This is a genomic window from Streptomyces sp. NPDC127114 (assembly GCF_042677525.1).
Classification (GTDB): domain Bacteria; phylum Actinomycetota; class Actinomycetes; order Streptomycetales; family Streptomycetaceae; genus Streptomyces.
Genome location: NZ_JBHXTJ010000022.1, coordinates 51,093 through 77,215, shown reverse-complemented (window position 1 = coordinate 77,215; position 26,123 = coordinate 51,093). Strand labels below are relative to the sequence as shown.

The following is a 26,123-nucleotide window of genomic DNA, read 5'->3' as shown; positions in this document are numbered from 1 at the left end:
CGGCCGGGCACCGCCCGTGGAACGGTCCGGTTCAGGCCCGTTCCGCCGACGGGCAAGCGGTGAGGCCGTCGGCCGCCTCCCGGCACAGGTTCTCCTCCAGCCGGGCGAGCAGCCGGGCGAGGTCCGCGCGCTCGGCCGGGGCGAGGCCGGTCAGGGAGTGTTCCTCCAGGTCGCGCCACACGCCCTCGACGCGGGCCCGCAGCACCTCGCCCTCCTCCGTCGCCTCGACGAGCACCGCCCGCCGGTCGGCCGGGTCGGGGCGGCGGCGGACATGGCCGCTGTGTTCCAGGCGCTGGAGCATCTTGGTGACCGTCGACGGGTCGAGGCCGAGTTCCTGGATGAGTACGGACTGCCGCACCGGACCGCAGTCCCACAGCGCCATCATCAGGAACTCCTGGCCCGGGTAGAGGTCCAGCTCCTTCAGCCGGCGCCCGGCCGCGATCCGGTGCAGCCGGGCGACCCGGGCGAGGGCGTGGCTGACGGGTCCGCCGCGGGCGGCGGACGGCAGCGCGCCCACCAGGGCGGTACAGAGCGGGTCGTTTCCGGGCATCGCGGGCTCCTCGGTGCGGTTGTTCCTCCAGATTAGCTTGGCTGGCCAATCAATGAGCTACAGTGGCGGTCGTAAGGGAATGGTTGGCCGACCACATAAATACTTGGCCGACCACATTTGTCCTGGGAGGACCGCCATGACCACCGCCTTCGACCCGATCGACCTCGCCGGCACCCGCCTCGCCAACCGCATCGCCATGGCCCCCATGACCCGCAGCCGGGCCGAGGCCGAGCTCCGCGTCCCCACGCAGCTGACCGCCGAGTACTACGCCCAGCGCGCCTCCGCCGGCCTGATCATCAGCGAGGGCGTCCAGCCGACCGCCGTCGGCCAGGGCTACCCCAACACCCCCGGCCTGCACAGCGCCGAGCAGATCGCCGCCTGGCGCCGCGTCACCGACGCCGTCCACGAGCGCGGCGGGAAGATCTTCGCCCAGCTGATGCACGCCGGCCGGATCAGCCACCCCGTCGTCCTCGGCCGGGGCCTGCACCCCGTCGGACCCTCCGCGGTCACCCCGGCCGGCCAGCTCTTCACCGGCGCCGGACTCACCGACTTCGTCACCCCGCGCGAGCTCACCGCCGACGAGGTGCGCGAGACCGTCGAGGGCTTCGCCACCGCCGCCCGCAACGCCGTCGAGGCCGGTTTCGACGGCGTCGAGATCCACGGCGCCAACGGCTACCTGGTCCACCAGTTCCTCGCCGACGGCACCAACAAGCGCACCGACGAGTGGGGCGGCACGATCGAGAACCGCATCCGCTTCGCCGTCGAGGTCGTCAAGGCCGTCGCCGACGCCGTCGGCCCCGAGCGCACCGCACTGCGGATCTCCCCGGCCAACCCGTACAACGACATGAGCGAGAGCGACACCGAGGAGCTGTACACCGCCCTCGTCACCGCGATCGAGCCGCTCGGCATCGCCTACCTGCACGTCCTCGAGGCCGTGCCCGGCCTCCGGGACACGACCCTCGCCCTGCGCAAGCAGTTCTCCGGGACCTTCGTGCTCAACCCCTCCACCGAGGGCCCGACCGGCCCCGAGGCGCTGACCCTCGTCGAGGACGGCACCGCCGACATCCTCGCCTACGGCGCCCTCTTCCTCGCCAACCCGGACCTGCCCGCCCGCCTCCGGGCCGGCGGCCCGTACAACACCCCCGACAACGCCACCTTCTTCGGCGGCGACCACCGCGGCTACACCGACTACCCGGCGCTGTAGCCCGCCGACGGGGCGGTCACGCGGCTACCAGGCCTCCGTGACCGCGCGGCGCGCGGCCTCCGGGTCCACGGCGCGGCCCGTCTCCGCGAGGGCCGCGCCGAGGGCGGCCAGCGAGGACCGCACCGCGGCCGGGGTCGCGTCCACGCCGTAGTGGTTCACCCGGATCATCTCCTTCGCCAGCGCCCCGCCGCCCGCGACGAGCGGCAGCGAGGGATCGGCGGCCAGCGCCTTCGCGACCAGCTCCGAGGCATCGACACCGGCCGGCGTGCGCAGCGTCGTCGCGACCGGAGCCGCGTCCTTCGCCTCGTACACGTACGGCTCGAGCCCGCCGCCGAGCGCCACGGCGCCCGCGCGGGTCGCCGCCGCGGCCGACGCGTGCCGGGCCATGAGCGCGTCCAGGCCCTCCGCCTCGATCCGCTCCAGGCACGCCTCCAGGGCCAGCATCTCCAGCTGCGCCGGCGCGTGGAGCAGCGTCCTGCGCCCGCCGTCGATCCACCGCTCCTTCCAGTCCAGGAGGGAGAGGTACGAGCGGCGCGGCGCGGCCGGGTTGGCGGCGAACCGCTCCCAGGCCCGCTCGCTCACCGACACCGCCGAGACACCCGCCGGGCCGCCCATCGCCTTCTGCGCCCCGATGATGCACATGTCGACGCCCCACGCGTCCGGCAGCACCGGCTCGGCGCCGACCGACGCCACCGCGTCCAGGTAGAAGAGCGCGTCGTGCGCCCGCACGACCTCGCCGATCTCCGCGACCGGGTTGGTGTTGCCGGTGGCCGCCTCCGCGTGCACCAGCGACACGAAGTCGATCTCCGGGTGCTCCTCGAAGGCCCGGGCCACCTGCTCGGCGGTGACCGCCGTGTGGAACGGCACCTCCAGGTCGACCACCGTCGCTCCGCAGTCCCGCAGCCAGTTGCCGAAGGTCTGCCCGTACGGACCGGTGACCACGTTCAGCGCCGTCGAACCCGCCCGCGCACCACTGCGGATGCAGCCCTCCAGCGGCAGCAGCGCCTCGCCCTGGGTGATCACCACGTCCTGCTCCGTGGAGAGCAGCGCGGCGACCCGGCGCTCGATCGACGCGAACCGCGCGGCGGTCAGCGGGGCCAGGTCCAGGAGCGGGTGTGTCACGGTCACGGCGGTGCCTTCTTCGGTTCGGATCTGCGGGTGGAGCCTGGGTCAGGGTACCCAGGGGCCTCGTAGAGTGCGGGTATGAGCGATCACGTGGTGCTGCATGTGAAGGGGCGGGTGCTCGTCGGCCCGGAGGACGTACGGGACGAACTGTGGTGCGTCGACGGGCGGATCACCTTCGAGCGGCCGGCCGGTCCCGCCGTCGAGACACTGACCGTCGAGGGCTGGGCGCTGCCCGGCCTGGTCGACGCACACTGCCACGTCGGCCTCGACAGGCACGGCCCCGTCGACGAGGCCACCGCCGAGAAGCAGGCCCTCACCGACCGCGACGCCGGCACGCTGCTCATCCGCGACGCGGGCTCGCCCTCCGACACCCGCTGGATCGACGAGCGCGAGGACCTGCCGAAGATCATCCGCGCGGGCCGGCACATCGCCCGCACCCGCCGCTACATCCGCAACTACGCCCACGAGATCGAGCCCGACGAGCTCGTCGCCCACGTCGGCCGCGAGGCGCGGCGCGGCGACGGCTGGGTCAAGCTGGTCGGCGACTGGATCGACCGCGAGGTGGGCGACCTGGCGCCGTCCTGGCCGCGCGCCGAGGTCGAGGCGGCGATCGCCGAGGCGCACCGGCTCGGCGCGCGCGTCACCGCGCACTGCTTCGCCGAGGACTCGCTGCGCGACCTGGTCGAGGCGGGCATCGACTGTATCGAGCACGCCACCGGACTCACCGAGGACACCATCCCGCTCTTCGCCGAGCGCGGCGTCGCCATCGTGCCCACCCTGGTCAACATCGCGACCTTCCCGCACCTCGCGGACGGCGGCCAGGAGAAGTTCCCGCGCTGGTCGGCGCACATGCGCCGGCTGCACGAGCGGCGTTACGACACGGTGCGCGCCGCCTGGGACGCGGGCATCCCGGTCTTCGTCGGCACCGACGCGGGCGGCTCGCTCGCGCACGGCCTGGTCGCCGCCGAGGTCGAGGAGCTGACGAAGGCGGGCATCCCCGCCCTCGACGCCCTCTCCGCCACCACCTGGCGCGCCCGCGACTGGCTGGGCCGCCCGTCCCTGGAGGAGGGCGCCCCGGCCGACCTCGTCGTCTACGGCGAGGACCCGCGCGCGGACATTCGCGTCCTCGCGGCACCGCGCCGGGTGATCGTCAACGGCCGGGTGATCGGCTAGGCCGCCGCGAGGGCCGCCGCGCGGGTCTCCCGGGTCAGGAAGGCGAGCCGCGCCGTCTTCTCCGGGATGAAGACCTCCGGCAGGTCCACCTCCGGGAGCACCACCTCCGGGCCGAGCTCGAAGCCGGTGCGCAGGAGCCGGGCGATCACCTTCTCGTTGGCGGCGTCCGGCTCGCCCACGATCCGGGTGCGCCCGGTCAGCGCGAAGTCGACGAGCGCCGTGAGCAGCCCCTCCGTGAAGCCGCGCTCGGGAGCCACCGTGGGCGCGACGAACAGGTGCACGCCGATGTCGCCCGGCAGCACCTCGTAGCACTCGGAGACCCGGTCGGCCTCGGGGTCGTACGTCTGGAAGACCGCGACGGGCACGTCGTCACGGTGTACCAGGAAGCCGTGGTGGGTGCTGAGCGAGTCGAGGTGGGCGTAGATCTCCCGTACCTGCTCGACGGTGGTGCCGTTCATGCCCCAGAAGCGGGCCCGCTCCTCGTTCACCCAGGCGTGGATGAGCGGGGCGTCGGCCTCGGGGTCGACGCGGTCGACCCGGACGGTGCCGAAGCCCTCGACGACCTGGGTGTGCTCGGTTCTGCTCATGCTGCTCCTTCATGCTCCTTGACGAGGACGTTCCAGTCGGTGGTGACGGGGGCGAGTTCGCCGCGCAGCCACAGGGGGAGCTGGTCGCGGTGGTGCGGGTCACCGGGCACGCCGGAGGCGCCGAACGGCACGACCCACAGGCTCCGTTCACGGTCCGCCAGGTCCCACACGTAGCGGGCGGCGGACGCGCGGGCGCTGCGGTCGGTGTAGCCGGGCACGCTGGACGTGGACAGCACGCAGTCGTGGTCGCCGGCGAGTCCCGGCCACTGCGCGTCGTCCGCGTCCGGGAGCGCCTGCCAGGGCGCCAGCCGGTGGGTCAGGCCCCAGGCCGGCGGCGTCTCGCCGGCCGCGACCTCCTCCAGGGCCTCGTGCACGATCCGCGCGACGTCGCCGGCCGGCACCGGACCGCCGACGAGCAGGGTCTCCAAGGCGAAGGCGACGCGCGCGCCCAGCGCGAGCCAGGGCAGGAACAGCTCCGGGTACGGGGCCGGTTCGCGCAGCTCCGCGAACGCATCGTGGGCCGTGAGCCGCCGTACGACCGCGCCGCGCACCGCCGCGTACAGACCGGCGTCCGTGCTGTCGGCGGCCATCCGCCGGTCCCAGGCGAGCAGGGTCGCGCGCACCGTCCGGGCGGCGGCCGACAGGTCCTCCGCGGCCACGCCGCCGATCGCGTCGAGCAGCCGCCGGGCCGACGGGTTGTCCGTGTCGGTGTGCACGGCGGCCGTCTTGGCGGGCGTCCAGGAGCGCGAGGCGTCGAGCAGGGCGGCGATCCGCCCGGCGCGGTGCGGTGGGGCGAACTCGACGCCCAGCGGCGCGGCGAGACCGCGCGCGTTCGCCATCACGGCGTACCCGTCGACCTCGGCGCGGGGCAGCGGCGCGGGCTCCGCCCGCCACGCGTGCCCGGCCTCCCACGCGGGCACCACCCGCAGCGAGTTGGCCCGGTCCCGCACCGGCACGTGCCCGGCGACCCGGTGCAGCAGCCCGCCGTCGGTGTCGGCGGCCTGCACGACGTTCACCGGCTCGACCCACCCGTCGAGCGCCCGGTCCACGTCCCCGACACTCCGCGCCCGCAGCAGCGCGGGCAGCACGGAGAAGCCCAGCTCGCCGGTGACGCGGGGCGGGTAACGCAGACTGATCGCTTCCCACTCGACCGGCTCGGCGACGTCGGTGCCGTGGGCGACGTCGGCGGCGCGGGCGGCCTCGGCGGCGCGGGCGGCCTCTGCCGCGCCGGTGGCGACGGGCAGGTCGTCGGCGCCGGCGGCGGTCGTGTCGGTGGTGGCGGTCTCGGCCGCGGTGGTGCCGGCGACCTCGGCGGCGCGGGTGGTGCCGGCCTTGGCTGTGTCGGTGGTGCCGACGGGGGTCGCGGTGGTGCCGACCGGGGTCGCGGTGGTCCCCGCCCCGGCCGTATCGGCGGTGCCGGCCGCGTCGGCGGCGCTAGCCGTCGACCGGGCGCCGTCCCCGGCCTTCCCGCCCTCCTCGGCCTTCCCGCCCTCCGCGCCGATGATCACCGGCCCGCGGGCCGTCTCGACGACCTCCACGCGGACCGGGTCCTGGGTGCCCTTCACGCGGATCGTCTCCGTGTGGGCGGTGGCCGGCTCCCAGCCGGCCGGGCCGAGGGCCTCGACGCGGCCGTCGGGGAGGCGGCGGAGCCGTTCCCGGTAGAGGTCCTGGTAGTCGGCCATGGCGTTGGTGATGGCCCAGGCGACGCGGCCGGCGTGGCCGAAGTGGGCGAGGCCGGGGACGCCGGGGACGGCGAGGCCGAGGACGTCGTAGTCGGGGCAGGCGAGGCGTATCTGCTGGTAGACGCCGGGCGCCTCGATGAAGCGGTGCGGGTCGCCCGCGACGATCGCCGCGCCGCCGGCCGTCCGCTCGCCGGACACCACCCAGCCGTTGGAGCCGGCGGTGCCGGGGCCGTCGGTGGCGAAGAGCTCGGTCCACTCCTCGCCGAGCAGCCGCGCGACCCGGTCCCGCCACAGCTTGGTGGGGAAGCCGGCGAAGAGGATGTGGGTGGACAGCCAGACGGCGAGCGGCGTCCAGGGCTCCCAGCGGCCCGGCCGCAGCCCGGTCGCGGCGAACTCGGGCGCCCGTCCCGCGCCCTCCGCCAGGCCCTCGTTCACCCCGTCCACGTACGCCCGGACCCACGCCGCCGTCTCCGCGTCGAGCCGGTCGTGGCAGCGGCGGGCGGTGTCGGCCAGCCTCGCCTGCCGGACGAAGGCGTCCCAGCCGGTCTCCGCGGCGCCCAGGAACTCGGCGGTGGTGCCCTGCGCCCGGTGCCGCTCGACCTCCAGCTGCCAGGCTCGGTCCCGTGCGGTCACCAGGCCCTGCGCGCGGGCGAGTTCGAGCGGATCGGCGGCTCGCAGATGCGGCACGCCCCAGGCGTCCCGGAAGACCTCGATGCTCACGCGTACGACCCCGATCAGATCAAACATTTCTTAGGTTAGGCTGGCCTAAATTAATCTACAGGACCCGGAGAGGGCGAGGTCGCGGCGGGTGGGTCGCTGCCGCACGTGCGACCGGTTGACGATCCGTTACTCCCGGCCGGCGCGCATCGTTGAAGCACCTTCCGTGAATGTGCCTCCGCGCCCGCGCGCGCCGCTACGCATGGGGCGCGCGGGAACGCCTGTGCCGAAAGATTCGAATATGGGCGCGGAAGCCACCCTTTGGAGTGAAGTCACGCCAGGTGTCTGCCAGTTCACCCACAGTGCGTAAAGATTCCGGTGTCTCAAGTCGCCGGAGCCGCAGTGACCCACAGTCCCCGTGGCGAGCGGCCGGCGACGCCATGTCTCCTGTGGGGGTTCCACCCGTGAACAGCAACACCTTCCGCCTGTCCGCACGCCGCACCGCCGCCGCGGCCGCCGTCGCCGCCCTCGCCGCCGGACCGCTGGTCCTCGCGGCGCCCGCCGCCCAGGCCACCGGCGACAGCGGCGAGCAGGGCGGCGAAGGCCACGCCACCGCCGTCGTGCTGCGCACCGGGCTCGACGTCGACCTGCTCAACAAGGCGGTGAACGTGCCGCTGCGGGCCTCCCTCAACGAGGTCGAGGCCCCCGCGAGCGCTGAGAAGACCGCGCTCAGCGTGCGGGTGCAGGGCGCCGAGGGCGGGCAGCCGGTCGACGTGCTCAAGGCCGACGTCGCCACCTCCGAGGCGACCGTGGAGGGGAACACGGCCAGGGGCTACGTCAACCTGGTCAAGGCCCGGCTGCACGTCCCCGGACTGCCGCTGCTCTCCCTCGTCGAGGTCGAGAAGGTCACCTCCAAGGCCGTCTGCGAGGCCGGAAAGCGCCCGGTCGCCGAGTCCAACCTGCTGGGGCACGTCACCGTCCTCGGCAAGAAGACCACCCTGTCGACCGGCGGACAGACCAAGGTGACCGTGCCCGGCGTCGGCGAGGTCGTCCTCGATCTCTCCCGCACCTCCACCACCTCCCGCACTGCCGCCGCGACCGCCCTCGAACTCTCGGTGGAGGTCAACCCGCTCAAGCTCAACGTCGCCGAGGTCAAGGGCAAGGTCACCCTCGCCGAGGCCACCTGCGCCACCCCGCGCGGCACCAGGCCGACCGACAGGCCGACCGACAAGCCCGGCGAGCAGCCCTCGCAGCAGCCGTCCGAGCAGCCCTCCAAGGAGCCGTCCACGAGCCCGAGCCACGACACCGGCATCAGCACCCAGAACGGCGGCACCACCCCAAGCGGCAACCTCGCCGAGACCGGCGGCAGTTCCATGACCCCCTACCTGGCCGGCGGCGCCCTCCTGCTGCTCGGCGTCGGCGGCGGCGCCGTCGTCCTGGCCCGCAGCCGCGCCCGCGCCCGCGGCTGACCGGCCCGAGGGGGAGACAGCGGCGGGGGACAGCGGCGGGGGAACCGAGGGGTGGCGCCGGCCCGGCACCACCCCTCGCCGCTCAGCCCAGCATCAACAGCGCCTGGTCCAGGGCCTGCAGGAACCGGTTCGTCGTCACCCGGTCCCGCACCGCGAGCCGCAGCCAGTCCCGGCCGAGCCCCGGGAAGGTGTCACCGCGCCGGGCCGCGAAGCCCAGCGACCGCAGCCGGTCCCGTACCGCGTCCGCGCCCTCGATCCGTACGAGCACGAACGGGCCCTCCGCCGCCGCGACCGCCCGCACCTCGTCGAACTCCGCGAGCCCCGCGAGCAGATGCGCCCGCTCCACACCGATCCGGTGCGCCGCCTCCTCCGCCTCCAGGAGCGCCATCGGCGTCATGCACGCCTCCGCCGCCACCAGCGCCGGCGTCGACACCGGCCACAGCGGCTGCACGCGCTCCAGCGCGGCGATCGTCTCCGGCTCGGCCAGCACGTAACCGATCCGCAGGCCCGCGAGGCCCCAGGTCTTCGTCAGGCTCCGCAGCACCACCAGACCCGGCACGTCCGTCCGCGAGGCCAGCGACTCCCGCTCGCCCGGCACCGCGTCCATGAACGCCTCGTCCACCACCAGGGTCCGCCCCGGGCGGGCCAGCGACGCGATCGCCGCCGCCGGATGCAGCACGGACGTGGGATTGGTCGGATTGCCGATCACGACCAGATCCGCGTCCTCCGGCACCGCCGCCGGATCCAGCCGGAAGCCGTCCTCCTCGCGCAGCAGCACCCGCTCCACCTCGTGCCCGGCGTCGCGGAGCGCCGCCTCAGGCTCGGTGAACTGCGGGTGCACGACCACCGGCCGCCGCACCGGCAGCGCCCGCGCGAGCAGCACGAAGGCCTCCGCCGCGCCCGCCGTGAGCAGCACCCGGCGGGCCGGCAGACCGTGCCGCTCGGCGACCGCGGCCCGCGCCGCCCTGCCGTCCGGATAGGCGGCGAGCCCCGTGAGCGAGTCCGCGATCCGCTCCCGCAGCCAGGCCGGCGGCGTATGGGTCCGCACGTTGACCGCGAGGTCGATCAGCTTCTCGTCCCGGACCTCGGCGTCGCCGTGGTGTCTCAGGTCGTGCGCGTCAGCGGAAGTGTCCGCAGAAGTGTGGATGTCCATGGCCGCCGTCGTGTGGGGGGTGGGGATGGGGAGGGGGATGGTGCCTGTGGAGGGAGAGTGGGGCTCGCCAGCGATGTACCCGTGAGTATCGGGCAACAACCGTGCGCCTGGGGAGTCTTCGTTCGGACGAAGTGGTACGGAACGGGCAATGGCGCATGTCACAAACCTGCCCTTCCGCTTCGGCACCAGGAGCACCGCACCCGGCCCCGCCCCGCGCAGCGCCGCCGCCTCCGCCACCGAGGCCGTACCGGTCGCCGCCAGCGGAGCCGCCGACGGATGCGGTACGGCCACCGCCGCGAGCTCCTCGCTCCCGAAGGCCCGCACCGGCACCCCCAGCCGAGCCGCCGCCCCGGCGATCCCCGGCTCCGCCGCCCGGGCGTCCAGCGTCGCGAGCGCCGTCACGTCCCCGGCCGTGAGACCCGCCTCGCCGAGCGCGGTGCCGACGAGCGCGAGCACCTCGCCCTCCGCGACGCCCGACCGGGCCCCGACACCCACCACGACCGCGGGTCCGAGGTGCGCGGAGGAGGCGCCATCCGATAGCAAAGGCCCATGGCTGTAGTCGTCGCGCTCGGCGCGTTCCTCATGACGCTGTTCGGCGGCTGGACGGCCCAGCGCGTCACCGACCGACGCCACCTGGTCCTCGGCCTCGCCGGCGGGCTCATGCTCGGCGTGGTGGGACTCGACCTGCTGCCCGAGGCGTGGGAGGCGGCCGGCCGCGAGGTCTTCGGCGTCCCGCAGGCCCTGCTGCTCTTCGTCGGCGGCTTCCTCCTCGCCCACGTGGTGGAACGTCTCCTCGCCGTCCGCCGCGCGGCCCACGGCGTGGAGGAGTACTGGGGGGCGGCGCACGGCGCCCCGACGGGGGACGGCGGCCGGGCGACGGGGGGCAGGGTGCCCCAGGTGGGGCTCACCGCCGCCGCGGCCATGGTGCTGCACAGCCTCATGGACGGCATCGCGCTCGGCGCCGCGTTCCAGGTCGGCGGCGGCATGGGCGCCACCGTCGCGCTCGCCGTCATCACCCACGACTTCGCCGACGGCTTCACCACCTACACGATCGCCAGCCTGTACGGGAACGCCCGCCGCAAGGCGGTCGCCATGCTCGTCGCCGACGCGGTCGCCCCGGTCGCCGGCGCCGGCCTCGCCACCCTGTTCACCCTTCCGGAGGAACTCCTCGGCAGCTATCTCGGGTTCTTCGGCGGTGCCCTGCTCTACCTCGCCGCCGCCGAGATCCTGCCCGAGGCCCACCACGAACACCCCGCCCGCACCACCCTGCTGTGCACGGTGGCCGGCGTGGCCTTCATCTGGCTCGTGGTGGGCCTCTCCGGCGGCTGACCTCACGCGCCCGGCCCGCCGTCGGCCGCGCAGCGCCCGACGAAACGCGCGGCGGCCTCCGGAGCGCCCGCCCAGTGCGTGTGGACGTAACTGGCGTGCACGCCGCCCTGGACGAAGCCCTCCACACGGCGCTCCGGCTGCCGCAGCCCCCAGGCCGCCCGCGCCCCGGCGCCCGGCTCGATCACGGTCCGGTGGAACTCGTGCCCGCGCATCCGCGTCCCGGCCGCCGCGAGCACGCTGTCGTTCACGGCCACCGCGTCCCGGTAGCCGAGCGTCAGCCGCTCCGTCATCCGTGCGTCTGCGTCGAGCACACCGCACATCGGCCGCCCGTCCAGCGACCGCGCGAGATAGAGCAGCCCGGCGCACTCGGCGGCGACGGGCGCGCCCGACGCGGCGAGCTCGGCGACCGCCTTCCGAAGCGGCTCGTTGGCGGACAGCTCCTCCCCGTACACCTCGGGAAAGCCGCCTCCTATGACCAGGCCGCGGGTGCCCTCGGGGAGGGCCTCGTCCCGCAGCGGGTCGAACGTGACGACCTCCGCGCCCGCCGCCGTCAGGAGCTCCGCGTGCTCGGCGTACGAGAACGTGAACGCCGCGCCGCCCGCGACGGCGACGACCGGCCCGTGGCCGGGCTCCTCGGCCCGCGGAACACCTGCCCACGTCCCGGCGGCGTGCCACGACCCGGCGGCGTCCCACGGCTCGTCGCGCAACGGCGGCGCCGACCGCGCAAGGGCCAGCAGCGCCTCCAGGTCGCAGCCCTGGCGGACCTGCTCCGCCTGCGCCGCCACCGCCTCCACCGCCTGCGCCTGCCGCTCCGCGACCGGCACCAGGCCCAGGTGCCGCGACGGCGTCGCGACCGCCGGGGCGCGCCGCAGCACCCCCAGGACCGGCACGCCGGACTCCTCCAGGGCCTCCCACAGCAGCGCCTCGTGCCGGTCGGTGGCGACCTTGTTGAGGATCACCCCGCCGAGCCGCACCTCCGGGTCCCACGACGCGAAGCCGTGCACGAGCGCGGCCACCGACCGGGACTGCGAGGAGGCGTCCACGACCAGCACCACCGGCGCCCGCAGCAGCTTCGCCACCTGCGCGGTGGACGCCAGTTCGCCCTGGCCCGCGGCCCCGTCGTACAGGCCCATCACGCCCTCGACGACCGCCAGGTCGCAGCCCCGCGCGCCGTGCGCGAAGAGCGGCGCCACCAGCTCCGTACCGCACATGTACGCGTCGAGGTTCCGGCCCGGGCGGCCGGTCGCGAGGGCGTGGTAGCCCGGGTCGATGTAGTCCGGCCCGACCTTGTGCGGGGAGACCGCGAGACCACGGCCGGCGAACGCGGCCATCAGGCCGGTCGCGACCGTGGTCTTGCCCGCGCCCGAGGACGGGGCGGCGATGACGAGACGTGCTACCACTCGATGCCCCGCTGGCCCTTCTGACCCGCGTCCATCGGGTGCTTCACCTTCGACATGTCGGTCACCAGGTCCGCGAAGTCGAGGAGTTCCTGCGGCGCGTTGCGGCCCGTGATGACGACGTGCTGCTGCCCGGGACGGTCGCGCAGCACCTCCACCACCTCGGCCGTGTCGATCCAGCCCCAGTGCAGCAGGTACGCGAACTCGTCGAGGACGTAGAACTTGTACTTCTCCTCGGCCAGGTCCCGCTTGACCTGCTCCCAGCCCTCGCGCGCCTTCTCCTCGTGCGACTGCTCGCCCTCGGCGACCTCGCGCTGGATCCAGGACCAGCCCTCGCCCATCTTGTTCCAGACGACCGTGCCGCCCTTGCCGGTCTCGCCGAGCGCCTTCAGGGCGTTCTCCTCGCCGACCCGCCACTTGGCGGACTTCACGAACTGGAACACCCCGATCGGCCAGCCCTGGTTCCAGGCGCGCAGCGCCATGCCGAACGCGGCGGTCGACTTCCCCTTCCCGACGCCCGTGTGCACCATCACCAGCGCGCGGTTGCGGCGCTGACGGGTGGTCAGTCCGTCGTCCGGAACGACGGTCGGCTGTCCCTTAGGCATTACGCGGCCCTCCTGGCGGCAGAGTGGTTGCCCTGTACGTTTCTGACGAGCCCGGCGATCGAGTCGGCGCGCAGCTCTTCGAGGGTGACGGCGGTGCCGCCCAGTTCGCGGGCGAGGTTCCCGGCGAGGCCCAGCCGCACCGGTCCCGTCTCGCAGTCCACGACCACCGCGGCCGTGCCCTCGGACGCGTGCAGCCGCGCGGCGCGCGCCGCGAGCCCCACCGGGTCCGGGCCGCCGCCGGTCGCGCGCCCGTCGGTGACCACCACGAGCAGCGGCCGCCGCGACGGGTCCCGCAGCCGCTCCACGCGCAGCACGTCGTGCGCCTTCAGCAGTCCCGCCGACAGCGGCGTACGGCCACCGGTCGGCAGCTGCTCCAGCCGGGCCGCGGCCGCGTCCACCGACGAGGTCGGCGGCAGCGCGACCTCCGCCGCCCGCCCCCGGAACGTGACCAGACCGACCTTGTCGCGCCGCTGGTAGGCGTCGAGCAGCAGCGACAGCACCGCGCCCTTGACCGCGCCCATCCGCTGCCGGGCCGCCATGGAGCCCGAGGCGTCCACCACGAACAGGACGAGGTTGCCCTCGCGGCCCTCGCGGCTCGCCTGCCGCAGGTCGTCCCTGCGCACCACCAGGCCCCGGCCGGTCCGGCCGCGCGCCCTCTGGTGCGGAGCCGCGGCCCGCACGGTCGCCGCCAGGTGCAGCTTGGTCAGCGCGCCCTTCGGCCGGGTCGCCCCGGTGGTCCTGCCGTGCTCGGTACGGGCCCGGGAACGGCGTCCGGCCGCGCCCTCGCCGAGGCCGGGCACGCTCAGCATCCTGGTGCGGAACGGCTCGCCGGCCGCGACGGCGGCCCGCTCGCCGGCGCCGGGGCGCGAGCCCGAGCCAGCCTCCTGGGCCGCGGGAGCCGGGGCCTCCTCCGGTGCCGGCCCGCTCTCGGGCGCCGTGTCGTTCCCGGGCGCGGTGCTCTCGGACGCGGGCCCCTCGCCCTGCGGCGGAACACCGCCCGGGCCGCCGGGACCTCCGTCGCCCGGACCGTCCGGGCCGTCGGGCTCCGGGTCCTCGTCGGGCTCCTCGCCCTTGAACTGCTCCAGCGTCTCGTCGAGCTTGTCCTCGTCGAGGCCCGGCGCGTCGAACGGGTTGCGCCGCCGCCGGTGGGGGAGCGCGAGCAGCGCCGCCTGCCGCACGTCGTCCGACGTCACCTCGGTCCGCCCGGCCCACGCGGCGAGCGCCGTCGCGGTACGGGCCATCACGATGTCGGCGCGCATGCCGTCCACCTCGAACGCGGCGCAGGTCGCGGCGATCTGCAGCAGCGCCGCGTCCCCGAGCACCACCCGGGGCAGCAACTCCCGGGCGGCGACGATCCGTTCGCGTAGGGCGCGCTCCTCGTCTGCCCAGCGCGCGGCGAACGCGGCCGGGTCGTCCTCGAACGCGAGCCTGCGCCGCACCACTTCCACCCGCTGCTCGGGCTCGCGCGAGGCCGCGACCTCGACGGTAAGCCCGAACCGGTCGAGCAGCTGCGGCCGCAGCTCGCCCTCCTCCGGGTTCATGGTGCCGACGAGCAGGAAACGGGCGGCGTGCCGCACGGAGACGCCTTCGCGCTCGACGTGCGACTGCCCCATGGCGGCGGCGTCGAGGAGATGGTCCACCAGGTGATCGCTGAGCAGATTGACCTCGTCGACGTACAGGATCCCCCGGTGCGCGGCCGCGAGCAGCCCCGGCTCGAAGGCCTTCACGCCCTCGGCGAGCGCCTTCTCGATGTCGAGCGCACCGACGAGCCGGTCCTCGGAGGCACCGACGGGCAGTTCGACCATGCGCGCGGGGCGCGAGGATCCGTCCGTCGCGCCGTGCGGCCCGTCCGGGCAGCCCGGGTCCGGCGCGGCCGGGTCGCAGCTGAACCGGCACCCCGCGACCACCGCCACCTCTGGCAGCAACTCGGCGAGAGCACGGACGGCCGTGCTCTTGGCCGTGCCCTTCTCCCCACGGACGAGGACGCCGCCGATGGACGAACTCACCGCATTCAGCAGCAGGGCGAGCCGCAGGTCGTCCATGCCGACGACAGCGGTGAACGGATAGCGGGTGCTCATCGGTTGGTCACTCCTCAGAGGTACGGAAGTCGGGGCGGGGCGGCTCCGGGCGGTCACGGCGCCCCCGGCGGCACGAACGGCAGGCCCTCCGGCGCGCCCTTCTCGATGAGCCGGAGCAGCGCGTCCGTGTCGGCGTGCTCCTCGATCAGGTCCCCGAGGCGGTCCAGCTGCTCCTCGCGGAGGGTGCCGAACGAGGTGTCGGGGGCCGGGACGAAGCGGCGACCGGCCGCCGCCGCGACCTCCCGCAGGAACGCCCGGCGGAAGCCGTCGCTCTCCAGCGAGCCGTGCCAGTGGGTGCCCCACACCGCGCCGACCCTGCAGCCGTCCAGGAACGCCTCCCCGCCCAGGACCTCGGCCACGCCGTGGTGGATCTCGTAGCCCTCGACCCGCTCGCCGAGCGCCTCGCCGACCGGCCGGGCCAGGGTCTTCCCGGGCGCGAACCGCACCCTCACGGGCAGCAGTCCGAGCCCGTCGACCGTGCCGGCCCTCGACTCGACCTCGTCCTCGATGCGCTCGCCGAGCGCCTGGAAGCCGCCGCAGATGCCGAGCACCGGGCGGCCCTCGGCCGCACGGCGGGCCAGCGCCTCGCCCAGGCCGCGCTCGCGCAGCCAGGCCAGCGCCTTCACGGTCCCGCGGGTGCCGGGCACCACGACCAGGTCGGCGTCGACCAGCTCCTCCGGGCGGTCCACGAAGCGCACGACCACGCCCGGTTCGGCGGCGAGCGCGTCCACGTCGGTGAAGTTGGACATGAGCGGTACGGCGCAGACGGCGACCCGCAGCACGTCCTCGCCGAGCGGCGGCGCCACGACCGACTCGCGCACCGCGCCCCGCAGCGAGACCCGCAGGCCGTCCTCCTCGTCGATGCCGAGGCCGTGCGCGTACGGGAGCACACCGAAGGTCCGGCGCCCGGTGAGCCCGTGCAGCATGTCGAGCCCGGGCTCCAGCAGGGTCACGTCGCCGCGGAACTTGTTCACCAGATACCCGGCGACGAGCTCCTGGTCCTCGGGCGCGAGCAGCGCCGTCGTCCCGAAGAACTGGGCGAACACCCCGCCCCTGTCGATGTCGCCGACGACCACGACGGGCAGCTTCGCGGCCCGCGCGATGCCCATGTTCACGATGTCGGTGCGCCGCAGGTTGATCTCCGCCGGACTTCCGGCGCCCTCGCAGATCACCGCGTCGTACGTGCTCCGCAGCTCCTCCAGGCACGCCATCACCGGCTCGAACAGCGTCTGCTGCCGCCCCCCGTGCAGCCTTTTCCCGGGGGACGACCCCCCAGACCCCCCGAAGAACCCGCGGGCGCTCATCTCGCCGACCGGCTTCCCCATCAGCACGACCTGGCTCGACCGGTCGCTGCCGGGCTTGAGCAGCACCGGGTTCATCAGCGCGCTCGGCTCGACCCGCGCGGCCTGCGCCTGCATGGCCTGCGCCCGGCCGATCTCCGCGCCCTCCCGGGTCACGAAGGAGTTCAGGGACATGTTCTGTCCCTTGAACGGCGCCACCTTGACGCCCTGCCGGACCAGCCACCGGCAGATGCCGGCGGTGACGACGCTCTTGCCCGCGTCGGACGTGGTCCCGGCGACCAGCAGCCCCCCGCCCCTCATGCGCTCCTCCGCTTCCTCGCGCTCACCGCGTCCGCGATCAGTCGGCCGCCCACACAGACGGCCAGGGTCAGTCCGGTGACCCGGCGGGACAGCCGTACCGCCCGGTCGATGTCGGTCACCTCGACGGCCCGCCCGGCCCCGTTGAGCACGGGCCGGTGCTCCACCCGCCCGCCGTACGACAGGGTGCCGCCGAGCCGTACGCCCAGCGCGCCCGCGAAGGAGGCCTCCACCGGTCCTGCGTTGGGGCTGGGGTGTTTCCCGGCGTCCTCGCGCCAGGCCCGCACCGCTCCGCGCGGGTTCCCGCCCGCCGCCGCGGCGAGCGCGGCCGTGAGCCGGGCGCCCGGCCAGCCGGCCAGGTCGTCGAGGCGGGCCGAGGCCCAGCCGAAGCGCCGGTGGCGCGGGGACCTGTGGCCGACCATCGCGTCCAGGGTGTTGACCGCCCGGAAGCCCAGCAGCCCGGGCACGCCCGCGACCGCGCCCCAGAACAGGGCGCCCACGACGGCGTCGGAGGTGTTCTCGGCGACCGACTCGACCACGGCTCGGGCCATCGCCGGGCCGTCCAGGGCCTGCGGATCGCGGCCGACCAGGTGGGGCATCCGCTCCCGCGCCACCTCCAGGTCCCCGGCCTCCAGCGCCCCGCCGATGGCGCGTGCCTCCCGGCCCAGGGTCGTACCGCCGACGACGGCCCACACGGAGGCGGCGGTCAGCGCGACGGAAGCGGCCCGGCTGCCGCGTACCGTACGGGCGGCGAGGGCGCCGAGCGCCACCGTGCCGCCAGCGCAGAGGGCCGTGTGCAGGGCGCCGCGGCCGCGGTGGTCGCGCCACAGGCGGCGCTCGACGGCGGCCGCGGCGCGGCCGAAGGCGGCGACGGGATGGCCGCGGCGGGGATCGCCGAGGAGCAGGTCGACGGCGAGGCCGACGGCCGCTCCGGACGCGAAGACAGTCGTGTGACGGGAAGGTCTGGGGCCGCGGCCGGGCATGGCGCTGTGTCCTCACTCAGGGTCCGCGCCCTGGGTCGACGTGACCGGCGGCGAGAGTTCCTGACTCCCGGCCCCTGCGGGCCGGTCACAGTGGCGGGACCGTGCCGGATTCGCACCGGACTTCCTCTGCTTGCCGCCGTATTGGCCCGGGCAGTCCACCACGCTGCGCGAACACCCGTCAACTCACCCTTGACCTGCGTCGGGTCACTGTGCGAAGCGCCACAAACACGACGGCCGGGCGGCCCGCACACGAGGTGCGGACCGCCCGGCCGGAAGGGGCGTGCCGTGCCTGGGCCGCAGGGCGGTCAGGCGGTCGTCAGGCGACGATCAGGTAGATGCCGTACGCCACGGCCGCCGCGCACAGGGCGAAGCAGGCGTAGGCGCCGGTGCGGGCCAGGGTGGCGGAGCCGCCCTGGGCGGCGGCCTGCTCCTGCTTGGAGAGGCCGACGATGCCGAGGGTGAACAGGGCCACGAGGGCGACGGTCGCCACGAGGCTGACTCCGAAGACGGAGCCGAGAGCTGCCCAGTCGATCTTCATGCTTGGTTCCAGTTCCTCAGACCGCGGCGGCGGGGGCCGGGGGAGCGGCGGGGTCCGCGGGGTTCGGGGCGGGGATGGTGGTCTTCAGGTCCTCGTCCGTGACGGCGGCGACGGAGCCGGCCGGCGGCGGGGTGACGGCCGCCATGGCGGTGGTCACGACGCCCGCGGGCTCGGTGACGGCCGGGGTCTCGGTCTCGACGTCGTTGACGTTGGTGTGGTCGACGACCTGGCGGCGGGAGACGAGCCAGATGCCGATGCAGGAGGCGACCAGGAAGGCGGCGACGACGTAGACGCCCCAGTCGCCCTGGCGGGCGACGTACTCGGAGCCGGCGGCGACCAGGCCCGCGGCCGGAAGGGTCAGGCCCCAGGCGACGAACATCCGGGTGGCGGTCGACCAGCGGACGACGCCGCCCTTGCGGCCGAGGCCCGCGCCCATGACGGCGCCGGAGACGGAGTGCGTGGTCGACAGGGAGAAGCCGAGGTGGGACGAGGCCAGGATGACGGTGGCCGCGCTGGTCTGGGCGGCGAAGCCCTGCTGCGGGTGGAGGTCGGTGAGGCCCTTGCCCATGGTGCGGATGATGCGCCAGCCGCCGAGGTAGGTGCCGAGCGCGATCGCCAGACCGGCGGAGACGATGACCCAGACGGGCGGGTTGGAGCCGGGGGCGAGGACGCCGCCGGCAACCAGCGCGAGGGTGATGATGCCCATCGTCTTCTGGGCGTCGTTGGTGCCGTGCGCGAGGGAGACGAGACCGGCGGACGCGATCTGACCGGCGCGGTAGCCCTTGTCGGTCGTCTTCTTGTCGGCCTTCTTGTCGAGGCGGTACGTCAGACGGGCGGAGAGCATCGCGGCGATGCCGGCGACGAGCGGGGCGGCGACGGCCGGGATGAGCACCTTGGTGACGACGACGTCACCGTTGACACCGCTGAGGCCGATCGAGGCGATCGTCGCGCCGATGAGACCGCCCATGAGTGCGTGGGAGGAACTGGACGGCAGTCCGACCAGCCAGGTCACCAGGTTCCAGAGGATGGCGCCGACGAGCGCCGCGAGGATGACTTCCGGTTGGATGCCCTCCTCGTTGACGAGTCCCTTGGAGATCGTCTTGGCGACCTCCACCGACAGGAAAGCGCCGACCAGGTTCAGCACGGCGGACATGGCCACCGCCGTCTTGGGCTTGAGGGCACCGGTCGAGATGGTCGTCGCCATCGCGTTGGCGGTGTCGTGGAAACCGTTCGTGAAATCGAACACGAGAGCTGTCACGACCACAATCGCGAGCAGCAGCGTGATGTGTTCCATTTACCCAGGCAATCGTTTGACGTCAGTGGCTCGTCGAACGTAGGCAACCTGAGTGAACGGAAGGTGAACTGGGTCGGGCGCCGTGGTGTCTCTAAGCGGTGTCCGGAGGTTCCGCTTCCGCGTCCGCTCGTCCGAGTGTCCACGATGTGGTCGCCTGCGACCCCGGGTAATCCGGGCGTTCCCGGCATGCGCGCCACGCACGCCCCTTCCTCCGCACCCGCCCCGTATCACCCCATGGACACCAGGCGGCACGGTTCAGCCGCACGGAGGACCCGCCGAGGAGACGCACGTCACTCGAAGGAGGGCCCGCCCGGTGGCAGGGGACGGCCCCGCTGCCGACACTGGGAGCGTGCGCCCGGCTACAGCGACGGCAGCGGCCGTCACCACAGTGACAGTCCTCGGCGCGGCCGCGGTGGCGGCCGGCCGGTACGCCAGCGACGCCGCCCTCCGGGTGCCGTCAGGACGCCCCTTCCCCGGCGATCCGAGACTCACCGTGCATGCCACCGGACCCGGCCGGATCACCCTCACCCGCAGCCTGGCCTCCCTGCGCCCCGGCACGTACGGGATCGAGGCCACCGGCCTGCACGCGGTGATCGGCCCCGTCCTCGACCGGGTCCCGCACACCGCCGACACCGTGGTCCGCCGGCTCGAACGGGTCGAGCTCGGCACCCTCGGCCCCGGCGTCAAGGTCCGGCTGACCCCTCAGCTGCACTGCGGCACGCCCGAGACCGCCCTCGGCCTGCCCCACGAGGACGTCGACATCCCCGGCGAGCTCGGCCCCCTGCCCGCCTGGTACGTCCACGGGGCACGCGCCACCTGGGTGATCGCCCTGCACGGCCTCGGCACCACCCGCGAGCACCCGCTCAACCTGCTCCCCTTCCTCCACCGCCGCCAGGTCCCCGTGCTGATCCCCGCCTACCGCGGCGACGCCGGCGCGCCCGCCGCCCCCGACGGGCTCGCCCACCTCGGCGACTCCGAGTGGCGCGACGTCGACGCCGCCATCCGCTACGCGGTCCGCCGCGGCGCCGCGAACGTCGTCCTGCACGGCTGGGGCACCGGTGCGGCCATGGCCCTGCACGCCGCCGCCAGCTCCGGGATGCGCGACCGCGTCCGCGGCCTCGTCCTCGACTCCCCGGTCCTCGACTGGGAGGCCACCCTGCGCAACCTGGCCGCCGCGCGCCGGGTCCCCGCGCCGCTGCTCCCGCTCGCCGTCCGCGCCGCCCAGGGCAGGACCGGCCTCCACGGGGACCGCCTCCAGGAGGCCGCCGACCCCGACGCCCTGCGCGTCCCGGTCCTCCTCTTCCACGGCCCCGACGACGCCGTCGCCCCCGCGGACCGCTCCCGCCGCCTCTCCGAGCTCCGCCCCGACCTCGTCACCCTGACCACGGTCCGCGACGCCCCGCACGCGGCCATGTGGAACGCCGACCCGCTCCGCTACGAGGAAGCCCTCCGCCGCTTCCTCACCCCGCTCGTCTAGGGCCCGTCCACCCCGAGCCGCCGGACGGAGCCGGGGCCTCTCCGGCCTCCCCGCCCCCGAAGCCGGGGGCCGCGCGGCGGCGTTGCCGATTCCGATTGGGCTTTCGGGCCGTCAGCGGGAAGACTGCCCTCCGTGACGTCTCGAAAGCCCGATGAACACTTCGCGCGCAACTCCAGACTCCGACTCGTCCGTCCGGGGGCCCTCGCCACCGCACGAAAGGCCGTGACGGCGCGGCGCACCCGCCCCGCGCCGCGGCCGCCCGAGGGGACACCGCCCCGCGCGGAACTCGCCCGCCAGGCGCGGGCCGTGCTGGCCGACGCGGTACGGATCGCCCGCTGGGCCGCCGACGGGCGGCGGGCCGAGACGGCACCACCGGACAGCGAAAAGGCCGCCGCCGCCCTCCACCTGACCCCCGGACAGGTCCGGGCCGGCTGGGACCGGGCCCGGCTCGCCGGACTCGTCGAACTGCACGGCGACTTCGCCCGCCCCGGCTGGCGGCTGCACGCCTGGGACCGGGACGACTCCGCGGTGCTGCGCGGCTGGGTCGCCCTCTTCGACGCCTGGTCGCTCGTGCACCCGGCGCCCGAGGCCGTCGCGCCCGGCGCCGTGGCCGAGGTCGTCGAGGCCGTGCCCCAGGTCCTCTCGCTGCTCCAGCTGTCCGCCGGGCCCGTCACCGTGACCGGCCTGCTCGACCTGCTCGAGCAGCGCGTCCACGAACTCCGCGAGGAGCGCTGCGAGGTGCCTGAGCCCGGCGCCCCGGCCGAACCGGCCCCCGCGGCCGAGGGCCTGCCCGCACTCCTCGACTGGGCCCTGGAGGGCCTGGCCGCCGTCGGCGCGCTCACCCTCGGCGCGAGCGCCGACGGCCGCCACGCCACCCTCACCCCGCTCGGCAACTGGGCGGTCTGGGTCAAGCTGGAGCAGATCTGCGTGGCCGCCCAGAGCCCGGCCGGCAACATCGAGCAGTCCGCCGAGGACATGCTGCGCGGCTGCGCCCGGCTCACCCCAGGACCGGCCCGCGACGAGTACCGCGCCTGGCTCGCCGCCCGCACCCTCTCCAGCGCCGTCGCGGAGCTCCTCGCCGTCGCCCGCGGCGAGGACGCCCTGCTGCGCGGCCTCGCCTTCGAGGCCCTGCGGGTCGTCGGCGCGCCCGCCGAGTCCGAGGTCAGGGCCGCCCTCGCGGAGGCCTCGCTCCGTCCGTACGCGCTGCTCTGGCTCGCCGAGTACGAGGGCGCCGACCCGGACGAGGCGCCCGAGGTGCTGACCCGCGAGGAGGCGACCTGGCTGTGGGTGGACACCGCGGCCGCCGTCGCCGACCACGGCGAGAGCGCGCTACTCGTACGGCACCTCGACTCCGCCGTCCAGGGCACCGTCCCGGCCCTGCTCGACGAGGTCCGGGCCGTCGGCCACCCGCGCACCGTCCAGGTCCTGGTCGCCCTGGCCGCTGCCCACCCCGACCCGGCCCTGGCGAAGGCGGTCCGCAGGGCCGCCTTCCAGGTCCACACGGGCGGCGCCTGAGCCCGGGGCCCGGGCCGGGACGCCCGGACCGGGCCGGGTCGGCGGGGTCAGCCCGCGTCGGCGGGGTCGGCCCGCGTCGGCGTGGTCGGCCTGGACCAGCCGGCTCGGCGGGGGTCGGCCCGGATCGGCCCGTGACGCCGGCTCGGCGGGGGTCGGCCCGGATCAGCCCGTGACGCCGGGTCGGCGGGGTCGTCCCGGATCGGCCGGTCAGCCCGTGACGCCGGGTCGGCGGGTCGGCGGGGGTCGTCCCGGATCGGCCGGTCGGCCCGGATCAGCCCGTGACGCCCGGGGCGTACGTCCCGAAGCTCCAGATGTTGCCCTCGGCGTCGCGGGCGATGTAGTCCCGCGAGCCGTAGTCCTGGTCGGTCGGCGGCATCACGATCTCCGCGCCGGCCGCCACGGCCCGCTCGTGGTGTGCGTCCACGTCGGTCACGTGGACGTACACCCCGGTGGGTCCCGCGCCGGCCATCAGCTTGTCGAACTCGCTGCCCGTGCCCTTGCTGCCGAGCATCACCTTCCCGTTGCCGTACGAGAGCTCGGCGTGCGCCACCAGGCCGTCCTCGCCCTCGTACACGGCGTCCACGGTGAACCCGAACGCCTCCGTGAGCTGCCGGATCGCGGCCTTCGCGTCGTCGTACGTCAGCGCCGGACAGATGTCGGGTGCCTCGGCCATCCCGATCACTTCCTCTCGTGGGACCGGATCGTCCGTGTGAGCCGGGTCTCAGTCTGGCAGCCGGGACCGGCGACCCGGGGGAGGCGGCGGAAGGCTCACCGGAAGGTGTTGCACCGCGCCATGTCGCCCGTCCGGTAGCCCTCGTAGAACCACTGCCGGCGCTGCGCGGCCGAGCCGTGGGTCCAGTTCTCCGGGGTGACCCGGCCCTGGAAGCGCTCCTGGATCCGGTCGTCGCCCACCGCGGCCGCCGCGTCGAGGCCGTCGCGGATGTCCTCGTCCGTGAGGCGGGTGAGCAGCGGGCGGCCGGTCCTGTCGTCGGGCGTGGTCGTCGCGTGCCGCGCCCACACGCCCGCGTAGCAGTCGGCCTGGAGCTCCACCTTCACCGCGTTGGAGCCGGGACCGGTCCGCCCGTCCTGGGCGCGGGCCAGGGTGCCCATCAGGTTCTGCACGTGGTGCCCGTACTCGTGGGCCACCACGTACGCCTGGGCGAAGGGTCCGCCGGTCGAGCCGAACTTGGTGCGCAGCTCGTCGAAGAAGCCGAGGTCCAGATAGACCTGCCGGTCGCCGGGGCAGTAGAAGGGCCCGACCGCCGAGCTCGCCGTGCCGCAGGCGGTCGGCACCCGCTGGCTGAACATCACGGTCGGCGCGGTCCCGTACCGCCCGCCGCGCCGCGCGTACTCGGACCGCCAGTAGTCCTGCACGCTGTTGACGACCGCCACGATCCGGCAGTCCTCGCGGGTGTTGGCGTCCGAGCCCTTCTTGCAGGTCTGTGCCACCTGGGCGGCGGACGAGGAGGTGGCGGCCGGTTCGTCACCGCCGGAGGACAGGCCCAGCTGGTCCGGGCCGACTCCGAAGAGCACGCCCAGGACCAGGGCGATCAGCCCGATGATCCCGCCGCCGACCGTGGCCCTGCCGCCCGGGACCCGGCTGCCCCGGACGTCCCTGACCTCCGAGGTGTCCAGGTTGGCGTCGTCGTCGAACTGCATGGCCACCGCCCTCCACGTCTGTGCCGAGTATCGAGCAGCGCGGAGTGCTTCACCCCTTTTGTGTGGCATGCGTGGAAGGTGGGTGGATACAGGGATGCGTGTGGGTTACGTCACCTGTGATCTGTGGCCTAAAAGCAGTTGCAAGCGCCCGTTAGACTGGCCGCATGGCCATTCTCCCCGTGCATTAGCGGCGTCGAAGCCCTTTTCAGCCGTCTTTCCGCCGTTTCCCACCGCCCTGGAGTCTGTCCGTGATCACCGCTTCCGGCATCGAGCTGCGCGCCGGCGCCCGCGTCCTCATCGAGTCCGCTTCCTTCCGCGTCGCCAAGGGCGACCGCATCGGCCTCGTCGGCCGCAACGGAGCGGGCAAGACCACCCTCACCAAGTGCCTCGCGGGCGAGGGTCAGCCGGCCGGCGGCACCATCACCCGCTCCGGCGAGGTCGGCTACCTGCCGCAGGACCCGCGCACCGGCGACCTCGACGTGCTCGCCCGCGACCGCATCCTCTCCGCCCGCGGCCTCGACGTCCTCATCCGCAAGATGCGGCAGAACGAGGAGCGCATCGCGAACGGCAGCGGCGCGACCCGGGAGAAGGCCCTCAAGCAGTACGAGCGCCAGGAGACGGAGTTCCTCACCAAGGGCGGTTACGCGGCCGAGGCCGAGGCCTCCACCATCGCCGCCGCCCTCGGCCTGCCCGACCGGGTCCTCGGTCAGCCGCTGCACACCCTCTCCGGTGGTCAGCGCCGCCGGATCGAGCTCGCCCGCATCCTGTTCTCGGACGCCGACACCCTGCTCCTCGACGAGCCCACCAACCACCTCGACGCCGACTCGATCGTCTGGCTGCGCGACTACCTGAAGACGTACCGCGGCGGCTTCATCGTGATCTCCCACGACGTCGACCTCGTCGAGACCGTGGTCAACAAGGTCTTCTACCTCGACGCCAACCGCTCGACGATCGACGTCTACAACATGGGCTGGAAGCTCTACCAGCAGCAGCGCGAGGCCGACGAGAAGCGCCGCAGGCGCGAGCGCCAGAACGCCGAGAAGAAGGCCGCCGCGCTCAACTCGCAGGCCGACAAGATGCGCGCCAAGGCCACCAAGACCGTCGCCGCCCAGAACATGGCCAAGCGCGCCGAGCGGCTGCTCTCCGGCCTGGAGGCGGTCCGGGTCTCCGACAAGGTCGCCAAGCTGCGCTTCCCCGAGCCCGCGCCCTGCGGCAAGACCCCGCTCACCGCGGAGGGCCTGTCCAAGTCCTACGGGTCGCTCGAAATCTTCACCGATGTGAACCTCGCGATCGACAAGGGCTCGCGCGTGGTCATCCTCGGGCTCAACGGCGCCGGCAAGACCACCCTGCTCCGGCTCCTCGGCGGCGTCGAGAAGCCCGACACCGGAGAGGTCACCCCCGGCCACGGCCTCAAGCTCGGCTACTACGCCCAGGAGCACGAGACCCTCGACCCGGAGCGCACGGTCCTGGAGAACATGCGCTCCGCCGCGCCCGACCTCGACCTGGTCGAGGTCCGCAAGGTGCTCGGCTCCTTCCTCTTCTCCGGCGACGACGTCGACAAGCCGGCCGGGGTGCTCTCCGGCGGCGAGAAGACCCGGCTCGCGCTCGCGACCCTGGTCGTCTCCTCGGCGAACGTGCTGCTGCTCGACGAGCCCACGAACAACCTCGACCCGGCCAGCCGTGAGGAGATCCTCGGCGCGCTGCGCACGTACAAGGGCGCGGTCGTGCTCGTCACCCACGACGAGGGCGCCGTCGAGGCGCTCGACCCGGAGCGGATCATCCTGCTCCCGGACGGCGTCGAGGACCTGTGGGGCGCGGACTACGCCGACCTCGTGGCCCTGGCCTGATCCGGTCGGCGTGGTTCGGCGGTCCGGTTGATCATGCCGGGCTGGATCATTCGGCTCATGGGTGATCCTTCATCTGAGTGAGAGCATCTCGTACCCCCGGGGGGGGGGGGGCGGGGAGAAGAAAGCCGGGCACCCGCCCCCCCCCGCCCCCCCCCCAAGGGGGGGGCCTTGGGGTGCCACCGCGGGGGGGGGGCCAGCCCCGG

The 26,123-nt window shown here is 74.4% G+C and carries 21 protein-coding genes and 1 riboswitch; of the genes, 7 read left to right on the top strand and 14 right to left on the bottom strand.

All coding sequences use genetic code 11. The annotated features are described in order from the left end of the window. Nucleotides 1–31: 31 nt before the first annotated feature. Entirely contained in the window at nucleotides 32–550 is a 519-nt protein-coding gene (locus ACFVGS_RS22390; protein ID WP_384413141.1) for a MarR family winged helix-turn-helix transcriptional regulator, read from the bottom strand. Between the two features lie 136 nt (nucleotides 551–686). On the opposite strand from ACFVGS_RS22390, the gene ACFVGS_RS22385 reads away from it, so the two are divergent. Continuing rightward, the gene (locus ACFVGS_RS22385) at nucleotides 687–1,754 is read left to right on the top strand and encodes an alkene reductase (RefSeq protein ID WP_384413144.1); all 1,068 of its coding nucleotides are present in this window, start codon (nucleotides 687–689) and stop codon (nucleotides 1,752–1,754) included. Nucleotides 1,755–1,778: 24 nt separating this feature from the next. Here the strand turns inward: ACFVGS_RS22385 and ACFVGS_RS22380 are convergent, their stop codons facing one another. Next, the gene (locus ACFVGS_RS22380) at nucleotides 1,779–2,876 is read right to left on the bottom strand and encodes a pyridoxal-phosphate-dependent aminotransferase family protein (protein ID WP_385693457.1); all 1,098 of its coding nucleotides are present in this window, start codon (nucleotides 2,874–2,876) and stop codon (nucleotides 1,779–1,781) included. Nucleotides 2,877–2,957: 81 nt separating this feature from the next. On the opposite strand from ACFVGS_RS22380, the gene ACFVGS_RS22375 reads away from it, so the two are divergent. Then, a complete protein-coding gene (locus ACFVGS_RS22375) occupies nucleotides 2,958–4,052 on the top strand; it encodes an amidohydrolase family protein (RefSeq protein ID WP_385693438.1) in 1,095 nt (364 codons plus the stop codon). Here ACFVGS_RS22375 and ACFVGS_RS22370 read toward each other — a convergent pair. Continuing rightward, nucleotides 4,049–4,639, bottom strand: a complete 591-nt coding sequence (locus ACFVGS_RS22370; RefSeq protein WP_384413149.1) for a GNAT family N-acetyltransferase — start codon at nucleotides 4,637–4,639, stop codon at nucleotides 4,049–4,051. The genes ACFVGS_RS22375 and ACFVGS_RS22370 overlap by 4 nt on opposite strands. After that, nucleotides 4,636–7,041 (bottom strand): penicillin acylase family protein, encoded by a 2,406-nt coding sequence (locus tag ACFVGS_RS22365; protein WP_385693456.1) that lies wholly within the window; start codon nucleotides 7,039–7,041, stop codon nucleotides 4,636–4,638. The genes ACFVGS_RS22370 and ACFVGS_RS22365 overlap by 4 nt, the downstream gene beginning before the upstream one ends. Before the next feature lie 401 nt (nucleotides 7,042–7,442). On the opposite strand from ACFVGS_RS22365, the gene ACFVGS_RS22360 reads away from it, so the two are divergent. Next, nucleotides 7,443–8,447, top strand: coding sequence for an SCO1860 family LAETG-anchored protein (locus ACFVGS_RS22360; RefSeq protein WP_384413151.1), 1,005 nt, complete (start codon nucleotides 7,443–7,445; stop codon nucleotides 8,445–8,447). An 82-nt stretch (nucleotides 8,448–8,529) separates the two neighbouring features. Here ACFVGS_RS22360 and cobC read toward each other — a convergent pair whose 3' ends face one another. Beyond that, the gene (cobC, locus tag ACFVGS_RS22355) at nucleotides 8,530–10,098 is read right to left on the bottom strand and encodes an Rv2231c family pyridoxal phosphate-dependent protein CobC (RefSeq protein WP_384413153.1); all 1,569 of its coding nucleotides are present in this window, start codon (nucleotides 10,096–10,098) and stop codon (nucleotides 8,530–8,532) included. A gap of 51 nt (nucleotides 10,099–10,149) precedes the next feature. Here cobC and ACFVGS_RS22350 point away from each other — a divergent pair, with 51 nt between their 5' ends. After that, on the top strand, nucleotides 10,150–10,929 hold the full coding sequence (locus ACFVGS_RS22350; protein WP_384413156.1) for a ZIP family metal transporter: 780 nt from the start codon (nucleotides 10,150–10,152) through the stop codon (nucleotides 10,927–10,929). Nucleotides 10,930–10,931: 2 nt separating this feature from the next. Here ACFVGS_RS22350 and ACFVGS_RS22345 read toward each other — a convergent pair whose 3' ends face one another. The 7 genes from ACFVGS_RS22345 to ACFVGS_RS22315 form a co-directional block, all read right to left on the bottom strand. After that, nucleotides 10,932–12,329, bottom strand: coding sequence for a cobyrinate a,c-diamide synthase (locus tag ACFVGS_RS22345; protein WP_385693437.1), 1,398 nt, complete (start codon nucleotides 12,327–12,329; stop codon nucleotides 10,932–10,934). Next, nucleotides 12,323–12,931 (bottom strand): cob(I)yrinic acid a,c-diamide adenosyltransferase, encoded by a 609-nt coding sequence (gene cobO, locus ACFVGS_RS22340; RefSeq protein WP_384413162.1) that lies wholly within the window; start codon nucleotides 12,929–12,931, stop codon nucleotides 12,323–12,325. Before cobO ends, ACFVGS_RS22345 begins: the two co-directional genes overlap by 7 nt. Beyond that, nucleotides 12,931–15,009: a putative cobaltochelatase gene (locus tag ACFVGS_RS22335; RefSeq protein ID WP_385693436.1), complete on the bottom strand. Its 2,079-nt coding sequence runs from the start codon at nucleotides 15,007–15,009 to the stop codon at nucleotides 12,931–12,933. Before ACFVGS_RS22335 ends, cobO begins: the two co-directional genes overlap by 1 nt. A gap of 53 nt (nucleotides 15,010–15,062) precedes the next feature. Continuing rightward, nucleotides 15,063–16,610 (bottom strand): cobyric acid synthase, encoded by a 1,548-nt coding sequence (locus ACFVGS_RS22330; RefSeq protein WP_385693435.1) that lies wholly within the window; start codon nucleotides 16,608–16,610, stop codon nucleotides 15,063–15,065. Then, nucleotides 16,607–17,590 carry a cobalamin biosynthesis protein gene (locus tag ACFVGS_RS22325; protein ID WP_385693434.1) on the bottom strand — a complete coding sequence of 328 codons (984 nt, stop codon included), beginning with the start codon at nucleotides 17,588–17,590 and terminating at the stop codon, nucleotides 16,607–16,609. The genes ACFVGS_RS22330 and ACFVGS_RS22325 overlap by 4 nt, the downstream gene beginning before the upstream one ends. A gap of 54 nt (nucleotides 17,591–17,644) precedes the next feature. Beyond that, nucleotides 17,645–17,718, bottom strand: a riboswitch (cobalamin riboswitch). 188 nt (nucleotides 17,719–17,906) lie between these two features. Then, on the bottom strand, nucleotides 17,907–18,128 hold the full coding sequence (locus tag ACFVGS_RS22320) for a hypothetical protein (protein WP_137990153.1): 222 nt from the start codon (nucleotides 18,126–18,128) through the stop codon (nucleotides 17,907–17,909). Between the two features lie 16 nt (nucleotides 18,129–18,144). Continuing rightward, complete coding sequence (locus ACFVGS_RS22315; RefSeq protein ID WP_384413172.1) at nucleotides 18,145–19,422, bottom strand: anion permease; 1,278 nt, start codon at nucleotides 19,420–19,422, stop codon at nucleotides 18,145–18,147. A gap of 349 nt (nucleotides 19,423–19,771) precedes the next feature. Here ACFVGS_RS22315 and ACFVGS_RS22310 point away from each other — a divergent pair, with 349 nt between their 5' ends. Both ACFVGS_RS22310 and ACFVGS_RS22305 read left to right on the top strand, forming a co-directional pair. After that, on the top strand, nucleotides 19,772–20,899 hold the full coding sequence (locus ACFVGS_RS22310) for an alpha/beta hydrolase (protein ID WP_384413175.1): 1,128 nt from the start codon (nucleotides 19,772–19,774) through the stop codon (nucleotides 20,897–20,899). 132 nt (nucleotides 20,900–21,031) lie between these two features. Further along, nucleotides 21,032–22,414 (top strand): hypothetical protein, encoded by a 1,383-nt coding sequence (locus ACFVGS_RS22305; RefSeq protein WP_385693433.1) that lies wholly within the window; start codon nucleotides 21,032–21,034, stop codon nucleotides 22,412–22,414. 271 nt (nucleotides 22,415–22,685) lie between these two features. Here the strand turns inward: ACFVGS_RS22305 and ACFVGS_RS22300 are convergent, their stop codons facing one another. Together ACFVGS_RS22300 and ACFVGS_RS22295 are read right to left on the bottom strand one after the other, a co-directional pair. Then, entirely contained in the window at nucleotides 22,686–23,087 is a 402-nt protein-coding gene (locus ACFVGS_RS22300; protein ID WP_384413181.1) for a VOC family protein, read from the bottom strand. Between the two features lie 95 nt (nucleotides 23,088–23,182). Continuing rightward, on the bottom strand, nucleotides 23,183–24,073 hold the full coding sequence (locus ACFVGS_RS22295) for a neutral zinc metallopeptidase (protein ID WP_385693432.1): 891 nt from the start codon (nucleotides 24,071–24,073) through the stop codon (nucleotides 23,183–23,185). Between the two features lie 248 nt (nucleotides 24,074–24,321). On the opposite strand from ACFVGS_RS22295, the gene ACFVGS_RS22290 reads away from it, so the two are divergent. After that, nucleotides 24,322–25,920, top strand: a complete 1,599-nt coding sequence (locus tag ACFVGS_RS22290) for an ABC-F family ATP-binding cassette domain-containing protein (RefSeq protein ID WP_384413186.1) — start codon at nucleotides 24,322–24,324, stop codon at nucleotides 25,918–25,920. The last annotated feature ends 203 nt before the right edge of the window (nucleotides 25,921–26,123 follow it).

Coding starts and splice junctions, on each gene's coding strand:
- ACFVGS_RS22390 (WP_384413141.1), bottom strand. CDS start 550: ATGCCCGGAAACGACCCGCTCTGTACCGCCCTGGTGGGCGCGCTGCCG.
- ACFVGS_RS22385 (WP_384413144.1), top strand. CDS start 687: ATGACCACCGCCTTCGACCCGATCGACCTCGCCGGCACCCGCCTCGCC.
- ACFVGS_RS22375 (WP_385693438.1), top strand. CDS start 2,958: ATGAGCGATCACGTGGTGCTGCATGTGAAGGGGCGGGTGCTCGTCGGC.
- ACFVGS_RS22370 (WP_384413149.1), bottom strand. CDS start 4,639: ATGAGCAGAACCGAGCACACCCAGGTCGTCGAGGGCTTCGGCACCGTC.
- ACFVGS_RS22350 (WP_384413156.1), top strand. CDS start 10,150: ATGGCTGTAGTCGTCGCGCTCGGCGCGTTCCTCATGACGCTGTTCGGC.
- cobO (WP_384413162.1), bottom strand. CDS start 12,931: ATGCCTAAGGGACAGCCGACCGTCGTTCCGGACGACGGACTGACCACC.
- ACFVGS_RS22335 (WP_385693436.1), bottom strand. CDS start 15,009: ATGAGCACCCGCTATCCGTTCACCGCTGTCGTCGGCATGGACGACCTG.
- ACFVGS_RS22330 (WP_385693435.1), bottom strand. CDS start 16,610: ATGAGGGGCGGGGGGCTGCTGGTCGCCGGGACCACGTCCGACGCGGGC.
- ACFVGS_RS22325 (WP_385693434.1), bottom strand. CDS start 17,590: ATGCCCGGCCGCGGCCCCAGACCTTCCCGTCACACGACTGTCTTCGCG.
- ACFVGS_RS22320 (WP_137990153.1), bottom strand. CDS start 18,128: ATGAAGATCGACTGGGCAGCTCTCGGCTCCGTCTTCGGAGTCAGCCTC.
- ACFVGS_RS22315 (WP_384413172.1), bottom strand. CDS start 19,422: ATGGAACACATCACGCTGCTGCTCGCGATTGTGGTCGTGACAGCTCTC.
- ACFVGS_RS22300 (WP_384413181.1), bottom strand. CDS start 23,087: ATGGCCGAGGCACCCGACATCTGTCCGGCGCTGACGTACGACGACGCG.
- ACFVGS_RS22295 (WP_385693432.1), bottom strand. CDS start 24,073: ATGCAGTTCGACGACGACGCCAACCTGGACACCTCGGAGGTCAGGGAC.